Origin of the sequence: Qipengyuania sphaerica (assembly GCF_019711595.1) — a bacterium.
In the GTDB taxonomy this organism is placed as follows: domain Bacteria; phylum Pseudomonadota; class Alphaproteobacteria; order Sphingomonadales; family Sphingomonadaceae; genus Qipengyuania; species Qipengyuania sphaerica.
Genome location: NZ_JAIGNR010000004.1, coordinates 53048 through 73568, shown reverse-complemented (window position 1 = coordinate 73568; position 20521 = coordinate 53048). Strand labels below are relative to the sequence as shown.

18 protein-coding genes and 1 tRNA gene are annotated in these 20521 nt (G+C 64.0%); 14 read left to right on the top strand and 5 right to left on the bottom strand.

From position 1 onward, the window contains the following. The first annotated feature begins 108 nt into the window (after positions 1–108). Positions 109–1572: a M48 family metalloprotease gene (locus K3178_RS12335; RefSeq protein WP_221571739.1), complete on the top strand. Its 1464-nt coding sequence runs from the start codon at positions 109–111 to the stop codon at positions 1570–1572. Between the two features lie 100 nt (positions 1573–1672). Here the strand turns inward: K3178_RS12335 and K3178_RS12330 are convergent, their stop codons facing one another. Both K3178_RS12330 and K3178_RS12325 read right to left on the bottom strand, forming a co-directional pair. Beyond that, entirely contained in the window at positions 1673–1855 is a 183-nt protein-coding gene (locus tag K3178_RS12330; protein ID WP_221571738.1) for a Flp family type IVb pilin, read from the bottom strand. Between the two features lie 122 nt (positions 1856–1977). Then, positions 1978–2163 carry a Flp family type IVb pilin gene (locus tag K3178_RS12325; protein ID WP_221571737.1) on the bottom strand — a complete coding sequence of 62 codons (186 nt, stop codon included), beginning with the start codon at positions 2161–2163 and terminating at the stop codon, positions 1978–1980. 65 nt (positions 2164–2228) lie between these two features. On the opposite strand from K3178_RS12325, the gene K3178_RS12320 reads away from it, so the two are divergent. Next, positions 2229–2672 carry a (deoxy)nucleoside triphosphate pyrophosphohydrolase gene (locus tag K3178_RS12320; RefSeq protein ID WP_345719900.1) on the top strand — a complete coding sequence of 148 codons (444 nt, stop codon included), beginning with the start codon at positions 2229–2231 and terminating at the stop codon, positions 2670–2672. 44 nt (positions 2673–2716) lie between these two features. After that, a tRNA-Arg gene (locus tag K3178_RS12315) sits at positions 2717–2793 on the top strand. Between the two features lie 57 nt (positions 2794–2850). Here K3178_RS12315 and K3178_RS12310 read toward each other — a convergent pair. Beyond that, positions 2851–3204, bottom strand: a complete 354-nt coding sequence (locus K3178_RS12310) for a metallopeptidase family protein (RefSeq protein ID WP_247713771.1) — start codon at positions 3202–3204, stop codon at positions 2851–2853. A 140-nt stretch (positions 3205–3344) separates the two neighbouring features. Here K3178_RS12310 and K3178_RS12305 point away from each other — a divergent pair, with 140 nt between their 5' ends. Genes K3178_RS12305 through folE form a run of 3 tightly spaced genes read left to right on the top strand, consistent with a single transcriptional unit; the run spans position 3345 to position 6018 of the window. Continuing rightward, on the top strand, positions 3345–3836 hold the full coding sequence (locus K3178_RS12305; protein WP_221571734.1) for a hemerythrin domain-containing protein: 492 nt from the start codon (positions 3345–3347) through the stop codon (positions 3834–3836). A gap of 17 nt (positions 3837–3853) precedes the next feature. Continuing rightward, a complete protein-coding gene (locus K3178_RS12300; protein WP_247713770.1) occupies positions 3854–5395 on the top strand; it encodes a phospholipase D-like domain-containing protein in 1542 nt (513 codons plus the stop codon). Further along, positions 5392–6018, top strand: coding sequence for a GTP cyclohydrolase I FolE (folE, locus tag K3178_RS12295; RefSeq protein ID WP_221571732.1), 627 nt, complete (start codon positions 5392–5394; stop codon positions 6016–6018). Before K3178_RS12300 ends, folE begins: the two co-directional genes overlap by 4 nt. An 81-nt stretch (positions 6019–6099) precedes the next feature. Here the strand turns inward: folE and K3178_RS12290 are convergent, their stop codons facing one another. Beyond that, positions 6100–6678, bottom strand: a complete 579-nt coding sequence (locus K3178_RS12290; RefSeq protein WP_221571731.1) for a hypothetical protein — start codon at positions 6676–6678, stop codon at positions 6100–6102. Positions 6679–6780: 102 nt separating this feature from the next. Beyond that, positions 6781–7260: a peroxiredoxin gene (locus K3178_RS12285; RefSeq protein WP_221571730.1), complete on the bottom strand. Its 480-nt coding sequence runs from the start codon at positions 7258–7260 to the stop codon at positions 6781–6783. A 177-nt stretch (positions 7261–7437) separates the two neighbouring features. Between K3178_RS12285 and K3178_RS12280 the strand changes: the two genes are divergently transcribed. The 8 genes from K3178_RS12280 (at position 7438) to addA (ending at position 20504) form a co-directional block, all read left to right on the top strand. Then, the gene (locus tag K3178_RS12280) at positions 7438–7896 is read left to right on the top strand and encodes an S-adenosyl-L-homocysteine hydrolase (RefSeq protein ID WP_221571729.1); all 459 of its coding nucleotides are present in this window, start codon (positions 7438–7440) and stop codon (positions 7894–7896) included. Positions 7897–8038: 142 nt separating this feature from the next. Next, entirely contained in the window at positions 8039–9448 is a 1410-nt protein-coding gene (ahcY, locus tag K3178_RS12275; RefSeq protein WP_221571728.1) for an adenosylhomocysteinase, read from the top strand. An 85-nt stretch (positions 9449–9533) separates the two neighbouring features. Continuing rightward, positions 9534–11876, top strand: coding sequence for a sensor histidine kinase (locus tag K3178_RS12270; protein WP_221571727.1), 2343 nt, complete (start codon positions 9534–9536; stop codon positions 11874–11876). Then, positions 11873–12310 carry a tRNA (adenosine(37)-N6)-threonylcarbamoyltransferase complex ATPase subunit type 1 TsaE gene (gene tsaE, locus K3178_RS12265; protein WP_221571726.1) on the top strand — a complete coding sequence of 146 codons (438 nt, stop codon included), beginning with the start codon at positions 11873–11875 and terminating at the stop codon, positions 12308–12310. Before K3178_RS12270 ends, tsaE begins: the two co-directional genes overlap by 4 nt. Continuing rightward, a complete protein-coding gene (locus tag K3178_RS12260; protein ID WP_221571725.1) occupies positions 12307–13296 on the top strand; it encodes an aminoglycoside phosphotransferase family protein in 990 nt (329 codons plus the stop codon). The genes tsaE and K3178_RS12260 overlap by 4 nt, the downstream gene beginning before the upstream one ends. After that, positions 13293–14015: a nucleotidyltransferase family protein gene (locus K3178_RS12255; protein ID WP_221571724.1), complete on the top strand. Its 723-nt coding sequence runs from the start codon at positions 13293–13295 to the stop codon at positions 14013–14015. Before K3178_RS12260 ends, K3178_RS12255 begins: the two co-directional genes overlap by 4 nt. After that, positions 14008–17025 (top strand): double-strand break repair protein AddB, encoded by a 3018-nt coding sequence (gene addB, locus K3178_RS12250; protein WP_221571723.1) that lies wholly within the window; start codon positions 14008–14010, stop codon positions 17023–17025. The genes K3178_RS12255 and addB overlap by 8 nt, the downstream gene beginning before the upstream one ends. After that, entirely contained in the window at positions 17022–20504 is a 3483-nt protein-coding gene (addA, locus tag K3178_RS12245) for a double-strand break repair helicase AddA (RefSeq protein WP_221571722.1), read from the top strand. Before addB ends, addA begins: the two co-directional genes overlap by 4 nt. Positions 20505–20521: the final 17 nt, after the last annotated feature.

Genomic DNA, 20521 nt, shown 5'->3' with positions numbered 1-20521 from the left:
GCGGACGAGGGCGGGAACAAACCGCCCCATCCTACTGTTCTCCCAAAGGTAAACAACCGGGCCGCATGCTGGTGGGAACCTTGCGTGCCTTACCAAGGGGAGATTCCCATGCCGCGTACCAAGTCTTTCGCCGCCGCTTCCACGGCCCTCATGTCGCTTACTCTCGCAGGCTGTGCGATGGGTGGCCCCATCCCGAGCGCCGACGCTCCGATCACGCAGAGCGAAGCGCAGATAGGCGCTGAAGCCAATCCGCAGATCCTCGCCGAGTTCGGCGGTGCGATGAGCGGGAGCCAGGCCCAATATGTCGAGAGCGTCGGCAAGAATATCGCCGTGCAGTCTGGCCTCGGCGGCGCGCGCGATTCCTTCAATGTCGCGCTGCTTAACAGCTCGGTGAACAACGCTTTCGCCATTCCCGGCGGTTATATCTACACCACCCGCCAGCTCGTAACGCTCATGAACAACGAGGCGGAACTGGCCGGCGTGCTCGGCCATGAGGTCGGCCACGTCGCAGCGCGTCACTCGCAGCGCCGCCAGCAGAAAGCGCAGCAGAACCAGCTTCTCGGCGTTCTCGGCGCAGTCGTCGGCGCAGTCGTCGGTGGCGGGATCGGCCAGCAGCTGGGTCAGGCAGCGATGCAGGGCTCGCAGCTCCTGACGCTGAAGTTCTCGCGTTCGCAGGAACTCGAAGCCGACAAGCTCGGTGTAGATTACCTCAACCGCGCCGGTTACGACCCGCGCGCCATGGCGACGGTGCTTGCCAGCCTCGCCGCACAAAACGCGCTCGATGCGCGGCTTCAGGGTCGCAATAACGCGACGATTCCCGAATGGGCTTCGACCCATCCCGATCCTGCGAGCCGTGTGCAGAACGCGCTCAGCCTTGCGGCCGGCGGGACCGGGGTGACCAATCGCGATACCTTCCTCAGCCGTATCGAAGGCCTGACCTATGGCGACGACCCTGCGCAGGGCGTGATCGAAGGTAGCCAGTTCATCCACCCGGATCTGCGCCTTGCCTTTACCGCGCCGCAGGGCTTCTACATGGTCAATGGGACCCGTGCCGTTTCGGTAAACGGCCAGAGCGGGCAGGCCCAGTTCACCATGGCCCAATACAATGGCAATCTGCAGACCTATGTGAACAGTGTGTTCTCGGGCCTCAGCCAGCAACAGCAGATCCGTCCGCAGAACATCCAGACCACCACGGTCAACGGACTGCCCGCTGCCTATGGTACGGCGCGCGTCAACAACGGAAACCAGCAGGTCGATGTGACGGTGTTCGCCTACCAGTTCTCGAATGACCGGGCCTATCACTTCCTGGCCATCACGCCGGCGGGCCAGGCCAGCACCTTCAACTCGATGTTCGCCTCGGTGAGGCGCATCTCGGACAGCGAAGCAGCCAATGTCGTACCGCGCAAGATCGACGTGGTGACTGTCGGCAGCGGCGATACCGTTTCCTCGCTGGCGCGCCGTATGGCGTACACGAATGCGCAGGAAGAACGTTTCCGTGTGCTCAACGGCCTGTCCTCGGGCGAGGGCGTCAGCGCCGGTCAGAAGGTCAAGATCGTCGTTCGCGGGCGTTGAAGCCTTACATGAAAATGCCCGCCGGTCTGCGGCGGGCATCAAAAAAGGCGGCGAGGTTTCCCTCGCCGCCTCTTTTTTCGTCTTAACGACGCAGCGCTTATTAGACGCTGGTGGTGTTTGCTTCCGACATGGTGCTGCTGACCTTGCCGAAGGTTGCCTTCAGCTGGTTGCCGAGAGCGCCCATGGCGGTCATGGCAGCAACAGCGATCAGAGCTGCGATCAGGCCGTATTCGATGGCGGTTGCACCTTCTTCGTTGCGGCGCAGCTTCTTGATGAACTTCATGTTACGTCTCCTGGTTCAGTCTTCGGTACCCGACTCTCACCGTGTCCAACGGCTTGAGCTATCCTCGTTCTGACGCCGACTGATTTACAAATTGCTAATGCAGCCGACGTTTTGTGTTCCGGTCAGACGGAGGTGTCTCCAGCGGCCTCAACCTTCGACGAGACGTTGGTCCACATCTTGATCGTCGATTGGCCGAAAGTTTCGATCGCCCCCATCATCGCCAGGAAAATCAAAGCGAGGATCAGCCCGTATTCGACAGCAGTCGCACCCAGGTCGTCCTGTTTCAGTCTTTTCAGAAATCGGACCACTTGGATTGCCCCCAATGTCAATTCGTAGCTGACACCTAAGGAATACTGGGGCAGGTCTTAAGAAAGTGTTTCGAGGAAATGGTGAATTGGAAAGTAATCCGACATGGACTCCGGTCGTCGCCCTTGCATTGACGGACGGGGAAGGGCGCTGGCTGATGCACAAACGTCCCGCAGGCAAGCATCATGGCGGGTTGTGGGAATTCCCCGGCGGCAAGGTCGAATCGGGCGAAACACCAGCAAATGCGCTGGTTCGCGAGATCGCGGAGGAGCTGGGAATCGCAATCGATTCGACCGATCTGGCGCCCGCCACTTTCGCGCAGGAGGAGGAAGGCGCCCGGGAGAAGCCGATTGTCATACTCCTTTACACATGCGCGCGCTGGAAGGGCGATCCGCAGGCTCTCGAAGGCGGGGAAGTGGACTGGTTCACGCCTGCCGAGGTGCGCGAACTCGACAAACCCCCGCTCGATGTGGCGCTGGCGGCCTCGCTCTTTGCAAAAATGCCCGATTAGGTGTTGCCAACCGCCAAGCACCTTTCTATGTGCCGCCCTCCAACGCGCCAGTAGCTCAGCTGGATAGAGTACCTGACTACGAATCAGGCGGTCGGAGGTTCGAATCCTTCCTGGCGCGCCAGAAAAGCCCATGACCCCAAATCGGGGTCGTGGGCTTTTCTGGTTTCAGGGCGCCGGGCTAGTCCGCCCCATCTTCCAGGGCATGCATGTCCTCGTCGCTAAAGCCGAAGTGGTGGCCCGCCTCGTGGATCACCACGTGGCGCACAAGGTCGTCCATCCGCACGCCAGTCTCGCGCCATTCTGCGATGAGCGGCTGGCGGAACAGCCAGATGCGCGCAGGCATGCGGTGGCTTTCCCAGATGGATCGGTCAGGCAAGGCCTGTCCTTCGTACAGGCCGCTCAGCTGCCACTTGTCATCGAGATCGACCGCGGCGAGTTGCTCGGGTGTTGCGAAATCCTCAACCCGCATCACGATCTCGCCCATCTGCGCGCGGAACTGTTCGGGCAGCGATGCGACTACGGCCTCGGCCATCTGCTGCATCTGCGCCTGGGTGGGTCCTGCTCTTTCATGCATTGCGTGAAAGGATATGCGGGCGGGCGCACCAATCTTCAAGCTCGACGGAACCGGCCTCGCTTCTGCCTGTTCTGAAAGGCAAAAGGAGAAAAGCGGACATGGCCGACAGCAAGGAAATTTTCGACCGCCTCAAGCAGGATCACGACAAGCATCGCGAATTGCTCGACAAGATCCTGCAGACGAGCGGCGAGACCGATGAGCGCAAGACGCTGTTCGAGGAACTGACCAAGGAACTGAAGGGCCATGCCGCGGCCGAAGAGCAGGCGCTTTATTCTACCATGCTGAGGAAGCCGCCGACGACGGACGAAACCCGCCACTCGGTCGCCGAGCATCACGAACTCGACGAGGCGCTCAACGATCTGGCTGCTACCGACATGTCCGAAGGCGGCTGGCTGACGAAGTTCAAGACCTTCGACCACGATTATCGCCATCATATCGAGGAAGAGGAAGACGAGCACTTCCCCGATTTCGCGAAGCACCTTACCGAAGAGGACATGGAGCACATGCGCACCGTCTTCGAGCGGCGGAAGAAGGAAGAGAAGGCCGAGGCCGAAATCACGCCCGAGAAGAAAGAGGACGCCAAGGAATAGGCGTGGGCGAGGGGGGCATGAGCGAAACGAAAAAAGACGATCCCAGCTGCACCTCGCAGCTGGGGCCGGGTGTCGAACCTGGCGTGTGGCGCTATGAAAAAGTGACGCGCGCCAGCGTCATCATCGATGCGGCCGATTATTTTGCCTTCATGCAGGAGGCGATGCTCAACACGCGGCGCCGCATGCTGCTGATCGGCTGGGATTTCGACACGCGCATTCATCTGGAGCGTGGCCGCCGGTGGTGGCAGCGGCCGTGGAAACGCGGTTATCCCAAGCGGCTTGGCAGTTTTATCGCCTGGCTTGCTCGCAATCGGAAACAGCTCGACATCCGAATCCTCAAGTGGAACTTCTCGGTCTTCACCATGCCTACGCGCTTCACCATGGTGTGGGACCTGGCGCGCTGGGTGCGGCACAGCCGGATCACCTTCAAGTTCGATACCGCCCACCCTGTCGGCTGCAGCCACCACCAGAAGATCGCCGTCCTCGACGGGAAGGTCGGGGTGTGCGGTGGCATCGACATGACCGACAAGCGGTGGGACACGCGCGACCACCCCGAACATTGCGACAAGCGCAAGACCCCCAATGGCCGCAGCTACGATCCCTGGCACGATGCCACGATGATGCTCGAAGGCGATGCGGCGAAAGCGCTCGAGGAGCTGGGAGAAGACAGGTGGACATGCGCCGGCGGCACGCCGCTGCCCGATTATGAGGACAGCCCCGGCACTCCGTGGCCCGACGCACTCGATGCGCAGTTCGAGAATGTCGAGGTCGGCATCGCCCGCACCCGTGCTGCGCACCGCGAATGGGAAAAGGTCGACGAGATCGAGCAGCTCTACGTCCAGCATATCAAGCGCGCGAAGCACTTCATCTATGCGGAAAGCCAGTATTTCGCCTCGCGCGCGATCGCCGAGGCGATTATCGCGCGGCTGGAAGAGGACGACCCGCCCGAGATCGTCATCGTCCATCCGTGCAACGCCGACGGCTGGCTGGAACAGCAGGCCATGGACCATGCCCGCGCCGAACTGGTCACCGCGATCGAACAGGCAGACCACAAGGGCCGCTTCAGTATCTGGAACCCCTTCACCGGGACGACGCCGATCTACGTCCATGCCAAGATCATGGTGGTGGACGACGAGATCATCCGGATCGGCTCTGCCAATATGAACAATCGATCAATGGGTCTCGACAGCGAATGCGATGTCTTCATCGACAAGACACGCAAGGGCAACGAACATGCAGGCGATGCGATCAGGGCGATCCGGCATTCGCTACTCGCCGAACATTGCGGGTTGGAAGAAGACGAGATCGGCAGCCTGATCTCGCGCCACGGTTCGATGGCGGCGATGATCGATCACTCGATCACCGAGGGCGGTCGCAACCTGCTGCGCTACCACCCGCCAGAGCTCAACGAAGCCGAGGAAAAGCTGGCGCAGAGCGCCTTGCTCGATCCCGAAGATCCCGAAGACATGTTCGAGCCATTTGCAAAGGGCGGACTTTTCCGCAAGGGAAGCCGCCTTGCGCGCATGCGCAACAAGTTCAGAAGGAAAAACGGCACGTGAGCAGCCTGGTCGGCCCCGATGAAGACGATCCCAAATACCCGGATGGTTCGGGGAAGCCTCCGGTTCCCGAGCACGTACAGGATGCGATCCGCACGCTGATCGAATGGACGGGCGACGATCCCACCCGCGAGGGCCTGCTCGACACGCCTGCGCGCGTCGCGCGTGCGTGGAAGGAATATTGCCTCGGTTACACCGAGGACCCCTCCGTCCACCTAAGCCGGGTGTTCGAGGAAGTTGGGGGATATAACGAGATCGTCCTTCTGAAGGACATCCCCTTCCAGTCGCACTGCGAGCACCACATGGCCCCGATCATCGGCAAGGCGGCGATCGCCTATCTGCCGAACGACCGCGTGGTCGGCATCTCCAAGCTCGCCCGCGTGCTACACGGCTTCGCGCGGCGCCTGCAGGTGCAGGAACGCCTGACCGCCGAAGTCGCCGACTGCATCTGGGACCATCTCCAGCCGCAGGGCGTGGCAGTGGTGATCGACGCCCAGCACAGCTGCATGACCGCCCGCGGCGTGCGCACACCCGGGGTCGGCATGGTCACCAGCCGCATGATGGGGACTTTCCTCGAAGACCATCGCAGCCGCGAGGAAGTCCTTAGGCTCATGGGGTATGGGTGAGGTCGGCTTTCGCATCCAAACTGTGACAGTCAGCTAACGACCCGATTGCGGTCGTTCAAATGCGCCAGCGATGGATATGGATTATCGCTGGTCGTTGACGGGTTCGAGCGAGATAATCTGGTCAACGATCATTAGGTGCTCATAGCTAGCGGTGTGGCCAAAATTCCCCGGCACCTTGGTTCGCCTACCAACAAACTCGATGCGATGGATTCCATCAGGCAGGTTGTCATCCAGTTCAACGTTGTCCGCGAACACAAGCCAAATGCCGCGCTTTGCCATCCAATCGCAAGTATCTGCTGGGTCAGGACAGAAGTTAGTCCATTCCCACCCGTGCTCCCAAAGACCACTCCATCGTTTTGCAGGTAGCATTTCATAGCAGTCAGGGTCATCAGGGCGCCACTCGATGAAACCACCAAAGCGAACCTCGTCCAAGCAGGTTTGGATCATGCCCGGATGGGAATCCCGGAACGCGGCAAACTCTTCATCCGAGATGGCAGGTTCAGGTTGCTCGCAACCGAGAAGTAGCGCCAGCACAGGTAGGACAAATATAGCTTTCACCAAACGACTATGAAACGCTTCGGCGCCGATGACAATTAAACCCTCTCGCGTTGTCCGGTTTCCACCCCATAATCGGAAAGTCGCAAATAGCTTGCCGTTCAACAGAAGCGGTCATTCTCGGCAGCTACAATTGCAATTCTCAAGAGATGCCCCGCCTTGCCGTTTGGCAGGGCGGGGCCCTTTATCCTAACCGGGAAATCCCGACTACATCTGGCCGAGCATGTGCTCCGCGCTAGAAACCTTGAAGTCGCCGGGTTCTTCGACGTTCAGCTGCTTCACCACGCCGTCTTCGACCAGCATCGAGTAGCGCTGGCTGCGATGACCCATGCCGAAACCGCTGAAATCGGCATCCAGCCCGGTCGCCTTGGCGAATTCGCCATTGCCGTCGGCCAGCATGGTGATGTCGTCGCTGCCGTCGCTCTGCTTCCATGCGCCGAGCACGAAGGCATCGTTGACCGAGGTGGCGACGATCTCGTCGACGCCCTTGGCCTTCAGTTCATCGGCCTTTTCGACATAGCCGGGCAGGTGCTTGGCCGAACAGGTGGGGGTGAATGCGCCGGGTACGGCAAACAGCGCCACGGTCTTGCCGGCGAAATAGTCCGATGATTGGACCTGCTCGGGGCCTTCGGCAGTTGCCTTGACCAGCTTCACGTCGGGGAGGCGGTCGCCAACAGCGATTGTCATAAGTTAAAACTCCTGTGTCTTTGGGTCCACACTCAGCACTTAGTGAGACAGGCCGTTCTTGCAAGGAGTCGGATGGTTAAGATGATTTTACCCCGCGGGTTTAAATCTCGGTAAACTTTGTCACGCATGTTTCTGGAGGTGAGCACGGGACGCTCGCCATTACGGGAGACCAGGGACATGGTTTTTAAGAAAACGATTGCAGCCGCCGCGACGGCCGCTGCGCTTATGATGACGCCGACGACTGCCAATGCGGCGAGCCAGGACGAACAGGTCCGCAAGCTCGACATCATGCTGATGGTCACCTCGCTTCGCTGCCGCATGGGCTCGGACGACTTCCAGCCGCAGTACCGCAAGTTTTCGGCCAGCCACATCACTGCTCTGAACGCGGCTGCACGCCGTCTCGAGAGCGGTCTTGTCGCTCGCCACGGCCAGAAGGGTGCCAAGCGCGCTCTCGACCGCATCAGCGTCGGCATGGCCAACCAGTATGGCCAGGGTCACCCGTGGCTCGGCTGTGCGGAACTGAAGGAAATCACTTCGGACCTCGCAGGCACGAAGGATCCGGCGGTTCTCGCACAGGCAGCAGACGAGCTGCTTGGTCCGGCGCCGCGCAGCGGGGGGCGCTGGGCACGGCGATAAGGCCTTTCGGGATCGTATCGGGAGGGCCGAGGGGCTAGCTTGCCCTCCCACTGACGAAAGGCTAGGGGCGGCGCCATCATGGTGCCGCCCTTTTCCTTTGCGCGGCGCCTTTTTCTTACGAGTTTTGAAAGAGGACCGCCAAGTGGCCCAATTCACCGATTACGTCATCAAGGACATCGATCTCGCCGGTTACGGCCGCGAGGAAATCCGCATCGCCGAAACCGAAATGCCGGGCCTCATGGCTACGCGCGAGGAATACGGTGCATCGCAGCCGCTGAAGGGCGCGCGCATCGTCGGCTCGCTCCACATGACGATCCAGACCGCCGTGCTTATCGAAACGCTGGTCGCGCTGGGTGCAGAAGTGCGCTGGGCGACCTGCAACATCTTCTCGACGCAGGACCATGCAGCCGCAGCGATCGCCGCGCAGGACATTCCGGTGTTCGCAGTGAAGGGCGAGAGCCTGGCCGATTACTGGGACTATGTCGGCCGCATCTTCGACTGGTCGACCGAGGCCGATGAAGACCTCACCGCGAACCTCATCCTCGACGATGGCGGCGATGCCACCATGTTCGCCCTGTGGGGTGCGCGCATCGAGGCGGGCGAGGAAATGCCCGCGCCGACCAATGCCGAGGAAATCGAGATGCAGCGTGCGCTCAAGGACTTCCTCAAGCGCAAGCCTGGCTACCTCACCAAGTCGGTCAAGAACATCAAGGGCGTTTCGGAAGAGACCACCACCGGCGTTCACCGTCTCTACCACCTCGCCAAGGCAGGCAAGCTGCCGTTCCCGGCGATCAACGTGAATGACAGCGTCACCAAGTCGAAGTTCGACAACCTCTACGGCTGCCGCGAATCGCTGGTCGACGCGATCCGCCGCGCAACCGACGTGATGCTTTCGGGCAAGGTCGCCTGCGTCGCCGGTTTCGGCGATGTCGGCAAGGGCTCGGCGCAGTCGCTCCGCAACGGCGGCGCGCGCGTGCTGGTGACCGAGATCGACCCGATCTGCGCGCTGCAGGCCGCGATGGACGGGTTCGAGGTCGTGACCATGGAAGAGGCGGTGAAGCGCGCCGACATCTTCGTCACCACCACCGGCAATGAAGATGTCATCACCGCGGAGCACATGAAGGCGATGAAGCCGATGGCGATCGTCTGCAACATCGGTCACTTCGATAGCGAGATCCAGATCTCCGCGCTCGACAATTACGAGTGGACCGAGCTGAAGCCGGGCACCGACCTGGTGAAGTTCCCGGACGGCAAGGAAATCATCGTGCTGGCCAAGGGCCGCCTCGTGAACCTCGCCTGCGCCACCGGCCATCCCAGCTTCGTGATGAGCTGTTCCTTCACCAACCAGGTGCTGGCGCAGATGGAGCTGTGGAACAACGCCGGCGACTACAAGAACGACGTCTACGTCCTGCCCAAGAAGCTCGACGAGAAGGTCGCCGCGCTCCACCTCGACAAGCTCGGCGTGCAGCTGACCAAGCTCAGCCAGACGCAGGCCGATTACATCGGCGTGCCGGTCGAAGGGCCGTTCAAGCCCGAGCATTACCGCTACTGACAATGATGGGCGCGGGCGGGACAATCCCCTCCCGCGCCCAATCTACAAGTTGCATCCTGCCCGCTAGCCTAATAGCTGGCAGGTAATGGAAATCTCGCCCGTATTCATACCCCTGATCGGCCTGCTGCTCGCGCTATGGACCGGCGGTGCGGTGGTCTTGATGCTGCGGGCGGCCCGCGAGACGCGCGCGGCTGAGGCGCATCGCAAGGCGGCCCGCCGCCTTTCGCGCATGGTCGAGGACGGCCCCGCGATTCCGCTGCTGGTGCGCGCCGACGGCCGGATCGAGGCGCCCGACCGGTTCGCCCGCTGGGTCGGGCTCGACAAGGTCCCCGAATATCTTTCCGAACTGGCAGGGCAGGACGATCGCGGCCTGTCGGAGGAACAGGTCGAACGCCTATCCGCCCATGTCCGCCGCACGCAGAAAAGCGCCAAGCCCTTCAAGATGGCACTCCGCCCGCCCGGATCGCGCAAGTCGCTCGCGCTGCGCGGTGCGCTGGCTGACCCCGCCGTTTCGCCCAGCGGCGCGGCGCTGATCTGGGTATTCGACTTCACCGAAACCGAAGACGAACTCGCCCGCCTCGGCGAGGAAGCGGCCCGCGCGCGGGACGATTTCGGCGCGCTGGTCGGGCTGATCGAAGCCGCGCCCATGCCCATGTGGTTTCGCGGCGCGGACATGCAGTTGCGGCTCGTCAACAAGGCCTATGTCGAGGCTGTGGGCGCTGATAGCGCGGACCAGGTCGTCGCCGACCAGGTCGAACTTGTCGAACAGGTAGGCGGGCGAAGCGCCGCGCAGGTGGCCCAGCAGGCAGCAGACCGTCGCCAGCCGATCGAGCGCATCCTGTCCGCTACGATCAACAACGCGCGCCGCACCGTGCGCGTCACCGACTTGCCGCTATCGGGCGAAGGCATCGCGGGTTACGCGATCGACATCGAGGAAATGGAAGAACAGGCGCGCGAATTCCGCGCTTTCCGCGAAGCGCAGCGCTCGATGCTCGACCAGCTGTCCATCGGCGTTGCGCAGTTCGATGCGCAGCAGCGCATGACATTCGCGAACCAGCCATTCCACCGTGTTTTCTCGCTACCGCCCGGCGTGGTGGCCGAGCGCATCCGCTTCGACCAGATGCTGATGATTGCGCGCGAAAACGGGCGCATTCCCGAAGTTCGCGACTTCCCCGCATGGCGCAAGGAACTGGCCGACTGGTTTTTGCGCGACGAGCCCGAAGACCACCAGTGGCCGCTGCCCGACAGCACGCATTTGCGCCTCGTTTCGCAGCCGCTGCCCGATGGCGGGCTGGTGCTTATCGCCGAGGACCGCACGGAACAGCTCGCCCTGTCCGCCACGCGCGACACGCTGCTGCGCACCCGTACCGCCACCTTCGACAGCCTGTTCGAAGCGCTCGCCGTGTTCGCGCCCGACGGGCATCTCGAACTGTGGAACCGCGGCTTCCCCATTGCATGGGGCCTCGAGGGCGAAGTGCTCGACGGACACCCGCAGGCCGAACAGCTGCTCGAGGAAATCGCCAAGCAACTGGCCGAACCGCGCGAGATTTCGCAGATCGGGCAGACCATCCGCGCCGCCACGCTAGACCGCAAACCGCGCGAAGGCCGGATCGAACTCGCCGACGGACGCACGCTGACCTATGCCGGCGTGCCGCTACCCGATGGGAACGGGCTTCTGACCGTGCTCGACGTGACCGCCTCGCAGCAGGCCGAGCAGGCGCTGCGCGAACGCAACCGTGCGCTGGAAGAGGCGGATGCGGTCATGACCCGCTTCCTTGCCAATATGTCGTACGAATTCCGCACCCCGCTGACATCGATCGGCGGTTTCGCGGAACTGCTCAGCCAGGGGATCGCGGGCGAATTGACCCCGCAGGCCAAGGAATATGTCCAGGCCATCACGATGTCGGTCGGCAAGCTGACCGAGCAGGTCGAAAACGTGCTCGACCTCTCGCAGTCCGAGGCGGGGTTGATGCCGCTGCGCAAGACCAAGGTCGAACTCCTGCCCTTCATCGAACAGATCGTGAGGAAGCGCGAGGAAGCCATCCTTGGCGCCGGGCTGACGCTCGATCTCAAGGGCAATGCCAACAAGACGGTTGAAGCCGACCGCCAGCAATTGCAGCGCGCCATCGGCCAGCTGCTCGACAATGCCGTTGCCCATACGCCGCGCGGCGGTCGCATCCTGATCGATATCGCCAAGCGGCGGGGGCTTAACCGCATCGCGATCTCGGACAATGGCGAGGGCATGAGCCAGCACGAGCTTGCCCGCGCACTTGAAGGTATCCGCATGAGCAAGGACGGCAAGGGGATCGAGCGCCGCCACGGCCTCGGCATCCCGCTCGCCCGCCAGCTGGTCGAGGCGCATGGCGGGACGCTCGAATTCCAGACGCGCAAGAATGCCGGTACGACGGCGACGATCACCCTGCCGTGAGAGAAGACCTGCCCGACCTCGATGCGATGGAAGCGTTCGGACGGCGCATTGCCGCGCAGCTCAGGCCGGGCGATGTCGTCGCGCTGACCGGCGGTTTGGGGGCCGGCAAGACCACGCTCGCCCGCGCAATCATCGCGGCGCTGGGGCATGATGGCGAAGTTCCCTCGCCGACCTTCACCATCGTCGAGACCTACGACCATCTGCGCGTCCCACTGGTCCACGCCGATTTCTACCGGCTCGAACATCCTTCCGAAGCGGAGGAGATCGGGCTCGACGATTATCGCGAAGGGGCGGCCCTGATCGCCGAATGGCCGGATCACGCGGGCGGCTTCGACCATGAGCCAGGCTGCCTCGCAATCACGCTGGAAACGGTGCGCGAGGGCAGACAAGCCATTGTGAAGGGAGGCGAGGCTTGGCAAAGCCGCATGCCATGAGCGAAGCCAGACTCGAAGACATCCAGGATTTCCTCGGCGCAACCCGCTGGGAAGGTGCCGAAATCGCCCCTCTGGTCGGCGATGCCAGCTTCCGCCGCTATTTCCGCATCCGCCGCGGCGACAAGAGCGCGATGCTGATGCACGCGCCGCCGCCGCACGAGGACCCGAAGCCTTTCCTCCACGTGGCGCAGTGGCTCAACGAAAACGGGATGCGCGGCCCCGAAATCTACCGCGAGGACGCAGCCAAGGGCTGGGTGCTGACCGAGGATTTCGGCGATACGCGCATGAAGGAGTGGATCGACGACCACCCGCATGACGAGCGCGATATCTACGCCAAGGCGATCGATACGCTGGTGCAGCTCCACCGCCTGCCTGCCGGACCCTTCGATCCTTACGACATGGCGGTCTACCAGCGCGAGGCGGCGCTGTTCATCGAATGGTATTGCCCGGCAGTCGGACTGAATGTCGACGAGGCGGGCTGGACCGAGGCGTGGGAAGCGGCCCTGTCGCCCATGCTGCCGCGCCAGGACCCCGGCGTCACCGTGCTGCGCGATTACCATGCCGAGAACATCATGCTTCTCGAAGAAGGCAAGCTTGCGGGCGAACAGGGGCTGATCGATTTCCAGGACGCGCTGGTGGGCCACGCGGCCTACGATCTCGTCAGCCTGTTGCAGGATGCGCGCCGCGATGTCTCCGAAGATCTCGAATGCGAGATGATGGGACGCTATCGCGCTGCTGCCGATCCGGGCGTGCATTTCGAGGCTGACTATGCGCGGCTCGGCGCTCAGCGGAACGCGAAGATCGTCGGCATCTTCACCCGTCTCTACAAGCGCGACGGCAAGCCGCGCTATCTCGACATGATCCCGCGCGTGTGGAAGGCGATGGAGCGCGACCTCGCGCATGAAGCGATGGCGCCGGTGGCCGCGTGGTTCGACGCCAATATCCCGCAGGAATTGCGCGATGCGCACGGAGGCAAGATCGCGTGACCAAACTCGTCAGCGATACCGCCATGCTGATGGCCGCAGGGCTGGGAAAGCGCATGCGCCCGCTCACCGCCACTACGCCCAAGCCGATGGTACGCGTGGCGGGCAAGCCGCTGATCGACCGCGCGCTCGACCGGATCGAGGATGCGGGGATCGAGAAGGCGGTGGTGAACGTCCATTACCTCGCCGAGAATATCGAAGCGCATATCGGCGGCAGGAAATGCCCCGCCATAACCTTCTCCGACGAGCGCGAACTGCTGCTGGAGACCGGCGGCGGCATGGTGAAGGCGCGCGATGCGGGCGTGCTGCCCGACCCCTTCTTCGCCTGCAATGCAGACAGCATCTGGCTCGACGGGCCGCGTAATGCCTTTGCCGACCTCTCCGCAGCCTGGGACCCCGAGCGGATGGACGCGCTGCTGCTTGTCGTCACCCACGCCCGCGCGCGCAATTTCGACGGGACGGGCGATTTCTACATGGACGCCGCCGGGAGGCTGAGCCGCAAGAAACCCGACCGCATCGCCCCCTTCATATACACCGGCATCCAGCTGGTCTCGCACCGCCTGCTGCGCGAGGCGCCCGAGGGCAAGTTCTCGACCAACATATTGTGGGACCGCGCGATCGAGGAAGACCGGCTGTTCGGCGTTGCCTTCACCGGCATGTGGTACGAAGTCGGCACGCCTGCACATATCAAGCCCACCGAGGAGGCGTTGACGGGTGGCTGAAAAGCGACCGGGGCCGCAAGTCTATTCCATCGCCGCGCATAGGGGGTTCGCCGATGCGCTCGTTGCGGGGCTGGTCCCTCGCTATGCCGATCCCGAGCTGGGGCTGGCGAAGCTTACCCTTTTGCTGCCCAGTTCGCGCGCGCGCCGCACGGTGGCCGAAGCCTTCATCCGCCATGCGGGCGAGGAGGGCAGGGCAGGCCTGCTGATGCCGCGCATGGCGGTGGTCGGCGATCTCGATTTGGACGAGGCGCTCGGCCCGCTGCTCGATCCGCTGGGGGCGAGCGCAATCCCGCCCGCCATCGACCCGCAACGCCGCATGTTCGCGCTGGCCGCATTGATCGCGGCGGAGATGGGCGAGGAGGCGCCCAAGGGTGCGACCCTGCTGCGGCTGGCGCGCGAAACGGGTGCGACGATGGACCGGCTGCTGGTGGAGGACATCGGGCCGGAGCAATTGCTCAAGGACGAGGTGGTCGGGATATTCCCGGACCTCTCCGCGCATTGGCAGGACTCGATCCGCCTGTTCGCCAATGTGCAGGTGAAATGGCTCAAGTGGCTGGGCGAGAACGGCGTGCTCGATGCTGCCGCGCGCCGTAACCGCCTGTTCGACGAGGCGCGCAAGGCTTGGGCCGCCAACCCGCCCGAAACTCCTATCGTGGCTGCGGGTGTGACCAGTGCTGCACCGGCTCTCGCCAAGCTGCTACGCATTGTCAGCGAACTTCCGCAAGGCGCGGTAATCCTGCCCGACTTCGACCTCACCATGGACGCAAGCGTGTGGGACGAACTTGGCCGCGCCGGAGCCGCTCCGACACCCGGCGACACAGCCTTCGCCCGCGAGGACGCGGTGACGCATCCGCAATATCACCTCAAGCTGCTGCTCAATCGCATGGGCGTGGCGCGCGAGGAGGTGCAGCCCTGGCACCGCAAGGGCATGACCGCCGCTCCGCCCGAGCGCAGCCACGCGATATCCGCGCTGTTCCTGCCTCCCGAGGCGAGTAAGGTCTGGGTCGACCTCCCGCCCGAGAAGCGCCGCCTGTCGGGTGTGCGCATCATGGAGGCGGCCAACCCCGAGGAAGAGGCGCAAGCGATTGCTTTGCTGGTGCGCAAGGCGCTGGCCGAGCCCGAAAAGCGCGTGGCCGTGGTCACCCCCGATCGGCCGCTCGCCCGCCGCGTGGTCCATCACCTCGCGCGCTGGAATATCGTGGCCGATGATTCTGCCGGTCGCCCGCTCTCGCACACGCCTGCAGGGCGCGCTTTCCTGCTCGCCGCCGAGGTCATGGCCGAGGGGGCGCGGGCGGTGCCGCTGATGGCGCTGCTCGGCCACCCGCTTGTCGATGGCGGCATGGAGCGAGGGCTTTGGCTGAGGCGCTTGCGCCGGCTCGAGCGCGAAATGCGCGGGCCGAGGCTTGCTCCGGGGCTCGAACCGGCACGCGACGAGATCGGCAAGCTTGGCGAAAAGCGCCCGGGAATGGTCGAATGGTGGGCGATTGCGGAAGCTCCGCTGGTGCCTTTGGTCGATATCGACCGCGATAATGCCACCAGCCTTGCCGACCTGATCGATACGCTGGCCAGTTCCGCCGAGACGCTGTGCGGCGAAAAGCTCTGGGCGCAGGAGGACGGGCGCACGCTCGCGAGCTTCGTCGAGGAATTCCGCCTCAACGCCCGTCAGGCCGGCTTCACCGTCGCGCCGCGCGACATTGCGCAAGTGCTTGCCGATGCGATGGAGGAGCGCGCGGTGCGTCCGCCTTATGGCGGTCATGCACGGGTGCAGGTCCTGGGCCTGCTCGAAGCGCGGATGAACCGGGCTGATCTCGTCATCTGCGCGGGGCTTAATGAAGGCGTCTGGCCCGCGCGCGGGAGTATCGACGCGCTGCTCGCCCCGCCGGTGCTGCGCGCGCTCGGCGTTCCGGGAGGGGATTTCCGCATCGGCCTATCCGCCCACGACCTTGCTGGAGCGATGGGCGCGCCCGAAGTGGTGCTTAGCCGCAGCGCACGTGACGAGGGCGGCCCGGCCATCCCCAGCCGCTTCCTGCTGCGCGTGCAGGCGCTGCTCGGCGAATTGCTGCCGAAATACGAGGAACACGAGACCATCGCGCTCGCCCGCGCCATGACCCGCGCCGAGCCTGCGCCAGATTATCCGCGCCCCATGCCCAAACCCAACGCCGACCAGCGCGATGTCGACATTTCCGCCACCGCGCTCGACCGGCTGCTGGGCGATCCCTACCAGTTCTTCGCGCAGAAGATCATGGGCCTGACCGACCTCGACGCACTCGATGCCGACCCCAATCCCATGTGGCAGGGCAATATCGCGCACACGATCCTCGAGCGCTGGCACAAGGCGCGCGAGAGCGACCCCACCGCCCGCATCGCGCCCATCATGGAGCAGGTGCTCGACGAGGAGAATGCCGATCCGCTGGTCCGGGGACTGTGGCAGCCTCGTCGCCAGAAGGCGCTCGAATGGATCGAGGAGACCGTGTCCGGTTACTTGGATCGAGAGGTGCTGGCAGTCGAGGCCAAGGGCTCTATGCATGTGGGCGATGTCTTCGTCCACGGCCGCGCCGACCGGATTGACCGGCTTCCCGACGGCAGCCTTGCCATCGTCGACTACAAGACCGGCAAGCCGCCGAGCGCGGCCGAGGTTGAGGCCGGGTATTCACTTCAGTTGGGCATCCTTGGGCTGATCGCTGAGGACGGCGGCTTCGTGAATATGCAAGGTGAGCCGGGCGGCTACGAGTACTGGTCTCTCGGTCGCGCGAAAGACGATAACCCTCATGGCTTCGGCTATGTGGATGTGCCTCTCAAGATCGGCAAAAAGCAGAAGGGCGTGCTCCCCGAAGACTTTCTCCCGCACACCCGTAGCAAGCTTGAAGAGGCGATCGGCAAATACATCAAGGGCGATGCACCCTTCACCGCTCGGGAAAACCCCGATTACCCGGCCTACGACACCTACGACCAGCTGATGCGGCTCGAGGAATGGCTGCCCCGACAGGCGGACGAGGGGGACGCGGCATGAGCGGCAAGGTCTATCCCCTCAAGGACGCGCAGGCCGACAGCGTCAATCCAACCGAGAGCGTCTGGCTTTCCGCCAGCGCGGGGACGGGCAAGACGCAGGTGCTCTCCGCGCGCGTGTTGCGGCTGCTGCTCCAGCCGGGGGCCGATCCCTCGCAGATCCTCTGCCTCACCTTCACCAAGGCGGGCGCGGCGGAGATGGCGGTGCGCGTCAATTCGGTGCTGGCGCGCTGGGTCCGGATGGATGCCGGGCAGCTCGGTACGGAACTGGGCTACCTTGGTGCGCCTTCGGACCCCGAGACCCGCGAACGTGCTCGCTCGCTCTTTGCCCGCGTGCTCGACTGCCCGGGCGGGGGCCTGCGCATCGATACGATCCACGCCTTCGCGCAATACCTCCTCGGCGCTTTTCCGAGCGAGGCGGGCGTCCTCCCCGGCAGCCAACCGATGGAGGACCGAGACCGCGACCTGTTGAGCCGCGATGTCCTCTCCGACCTGCTCTCCGAAGGCGACCCGCACATCCGCGAAGCGGTGGCCGAAATGAGCCGCCGCAAGGGTCCGGATGCGGTGCTGGGCTGGCTGATGCGCTGCGCCCGCCACAAGGAATTGTGGGACCAGCCCGGCTGGCAACATGGCCTGCGCGACCCGGTACGCCGCCTGCTCGGTATCCCGGTGGATGCGGACGAGGGCTGGGTGGCGGAAGGCTGCTCGGATGAGAATTTCCCCGTCGGTACCCTGCGCGCCATGCTGCCTGCATTCGAAGGCTGGAACACCAAAGGGGCAGAGACCAGCCGTAGTTTCATCCAGCATTGGCTCGCGCTCGAACCGGCTCAGCGCCTTGCCGAACTCGATGGTTTCCGTCAGCGCAACTGCATCCTGAAGAAAGACGGCGACCCGACCGTCATGGGTGGAGCGGCCAAGAACGACCCCGATTTTCCAAGCAAGCAGGAAATCATCGCCGAGGCCGTTCGCGCGGTCTCCGAACGCGCTGCGCTGCTCGATCTCGCCGCCTTCCTCGCCCCGCAACTTGAAGCAGGCCGCGCTTTCACAAGGCGCTGGGAAGAGGCCAAGGCGCGCGAGGGCCTCGTCGATTTCGACGACCTCATCCACCGCGCCGCTCGCCTGCTTTCCTCCAGCCAGATGGCCGACTGGATCCGCTACAAGCTCGACCGCAGCTTCGACCACATCCTTGTCGACGAGGCGCAGGATACGAACAAGGCGCAATGGGCCATCGTGAAAGCACTGACAGACGGTTACTTCGACGGCCTGGGCGCGCGCGGCACGGCCATCCGCACCATCTTCACCGTGGGCGATTACAAGCAGGCGATCTTCGGCTTCCAGGGCACCAGCCCGGAAAACTTCCGCGAGGCGCGCGACTATTTCCGCGACAAGATGGATAGCGCTGCACAGGCAGCTGCAGAGGCCCGCGCGAATGCCAATGCCGGAAAGCTGGAAGAATTCGACCTCGGCCGCAGCTATCGCACCAACCAGACCGTCCTGAGCTTCGTCGACCGCGCGATGGACGGCATCGGTTACGAAGGCTTCGGCCTCGAAGAGCCGTCCAAGCCGCACAAGGGCGCCGATGCGCCGGGCCTCGTCACGCTGTGGAACACGATCCACGCCGACAGCGGGATGGACGAGGGCGAGGAGGACGCAAGCTGGCTCGGCAAGCATGATCGCAAGCTGGCCGACAAGATTGCGCAGGAAGTTGCGGGCTGGCTCGATCCGAAGGGCGAAGGCTTCACCCTCGTAAAGGGAGACAAGCCCCGCCGCGCGGGTGCCGGCGATGTCATGGTCTTGGTGCAGAAGCGCCGCGAACTCGCCTCGCTGATCGTCGCGCGGCTCTATGCGCATGGCGTGCCCGTGGCGGGTGTCGACCGCTTGCGGCTCGGCAATCCGCTGGCGGTGAAGGACCTGATGGCCGCAATCCGCTTCGCCGCACAGCCATTGGACGATCTGACGCTCGCCAACCTCCTTGTCTCGCCGCTGATCGGCTGGAGTCAGGAGGATCTGCTGGTCTTCGGCTATCGCGAGAAGGGCATAAGGCTGTGGGAGCACCTGCGCACGTCAGACCAGCCGCGTGTCGCGCAGACTGTCGATAGCTTGCGCGAAATCCTGCGCCGCGCCGATTACGACAGCCCGCAGCAATTGCTTCATTGGATCCTCGTCGGCCCAATGGATGGCCGGCGCAAGCTGGTCGCCCGGCTGGGGCGCGAGGCCAACGATCCGGTCGACGAATTGCTCAACGCCGCCAATGCTTTCGCCAGCAGTCATGTCGCCAGCCTGCAGGGCTTCATCCGCTGGTTCGATGCGGGCGACGGGGAGCTCAAGCGCGAGGCGGGCGAGGGCGGAGACCAGGTCCGCGTGATGACCGTGCATGGCTCGAAGGGTCTGCAAGCGCCGATCGTGATCCTTGCCGACGCGGCGATCCGCCCCGACGCCTCGGGCGAACTGTCGCTGGAGGAAACCCCGCTGGGCGCGGACGAGAGCAATGTCGTGCCGCTGCCGGGCCTTACCAAGGACGAGAAAGTCGGTCCGGTGCGCGAGGTAGAGGAGGTCAATGCCGCACGCTCGATGCAGGAGCATTGGCGGCTGCTCTATGTCGCCATGACGCGCGCGGAGGAGGCGCTGTTCGTTGGCGGTTCGCTCGGTCCGCGCGATGCGAAGAACGGCCCGCACGAGGACAGCTGGTATGCGCGGCTGAAGCTCCTTTTCGATGGGGGCGAGGGGCTCGACGATCCGATCTGGGGCGCGCGCTGGGAAGTGGGCGAGCGGGCGCCCTCGGTGCCGCACTCGGGCAAGGCCGAGCTAGCGCCCGCTCTGGAACTGCCCGCCTGGGCGAACCAGCCCGTCGGCCCCGAACCGCGCCCGCCGCGTCCGCTCGCGCCTTCGGGGCTGGGCGAGGTGGAGGGGAGCGACCCACCGCTTCCGCCCGAAGTCGCCGCCGGAGCAGCACGGCGCGGGGTGCTGATCCATGCGCTGCTCGAGCGGATGCCCGAAGTCGCCACCGACCGGCGCGAGGACAAGGCGCGCGCATGGCTCGAAAGGCAGGCTCGCGATCTTCCCGGCGACGAACGCGAGGAAATGCTCGCCCGCGCACTCGATGTCCTCGCCGAGCCGGGGTTTGCCGATATTTTTGGCCCGGCTGCGCTCGCCGAAATCCCGCTAGCCGCGACGGTGGAGGGGCAGGTCGTCATGGGCACGGCCGACCGGCTGCTGGTCACGCCCGGCAAGGTCACCGTGGTCGATTTCAAGACCGCGCGCCGTCCGCCCACATCACTCGATGGCATTCCCGACAGCACCATGCGGCAAATGGCCGCCTATGTGGCTGCGCTCGAAACCATCTATCCGGGGCGCGCAGTGGAGGCCGCAGTGCTCTATACCCAGACGCCGCAATTGATCGCCTTGCCGCCTGCCAGACTCGCTGCCTACAAGAGCGCGTTTGCGGATCGGCAGGAAAGCTTTGCCCTGCCGCCCGTTGAGTAATTGCACGCGCCGCCCAT

Coding starts and splice junctions, on each gene's coding strand:
- K3178_RS12335 (WP_221571739.1), top strand. CDS start 109: ATGCCGCGTACCAAGTCTTTCGCCGCCGCTTCCACGGCCCTCATGTCG.
- K3178_RS12330 (WP_221571738.1), bottom strand. CDS start 1,855: ATGAAGTTCATCAAGAAGCTGCGCCGCAACGAAGAAGGTGCAACCGCC.
- K3178_RS12310 (WP_247713771.1), bottom strand. CDS start 3,204: ATGGCCGAGGCCGTAGTCGCATCGCTGCCCGAACAGTTCCGCGCGCAG.
- K3178_RS12305 (WP_221571734.1), top strand. CDS start 3,345: ATGGCCGACAGCAAGGAAATTTTCGACCGCCTCAAGCAGGATCACGAC.
- K3178_RS12300 (WP_247713770.1), top strand. CDS start 3,854: ATGAGCGAAACGAAAAAAGACGATCCCAGCTGCACCTCGCAGCTGGGG.
- K3178_RS12285 (WP_221571730.1), bottom strand. CDS start 7,260: ATGACAATCGCTGTTGGCGACCGCCTCCCCGACGTGAAGCTGGTCAAG.
- K3178_RS12280 (WP_221571729.1), top strand. CDS start 7,438: ATGGTTTTTAAGAAAACGATTGCAGCCGCCGCGACGGCCGCTGCGCTT.
- K3178_RS12270 (WP_221571727.1), top strand. CDS start 9,534: ATGGAAATCTCGCCCGTATTCATACCCCTGATCGGCCTGCTGCTCGCG.
- K3178_RS12260 (WP_221571725.1), top strand. CDS start 12,307: ATGAGCGAAGCCAGACTCGAAGACATCCAGGATTTCCTCGGCGCAACC.
- addA (WP_221571722.1), top strand. CDS start 17,022: ATGAGCGGCAAGGTCTATCCCCTCAAGGACGCGCAGGCCGACAGCGTC.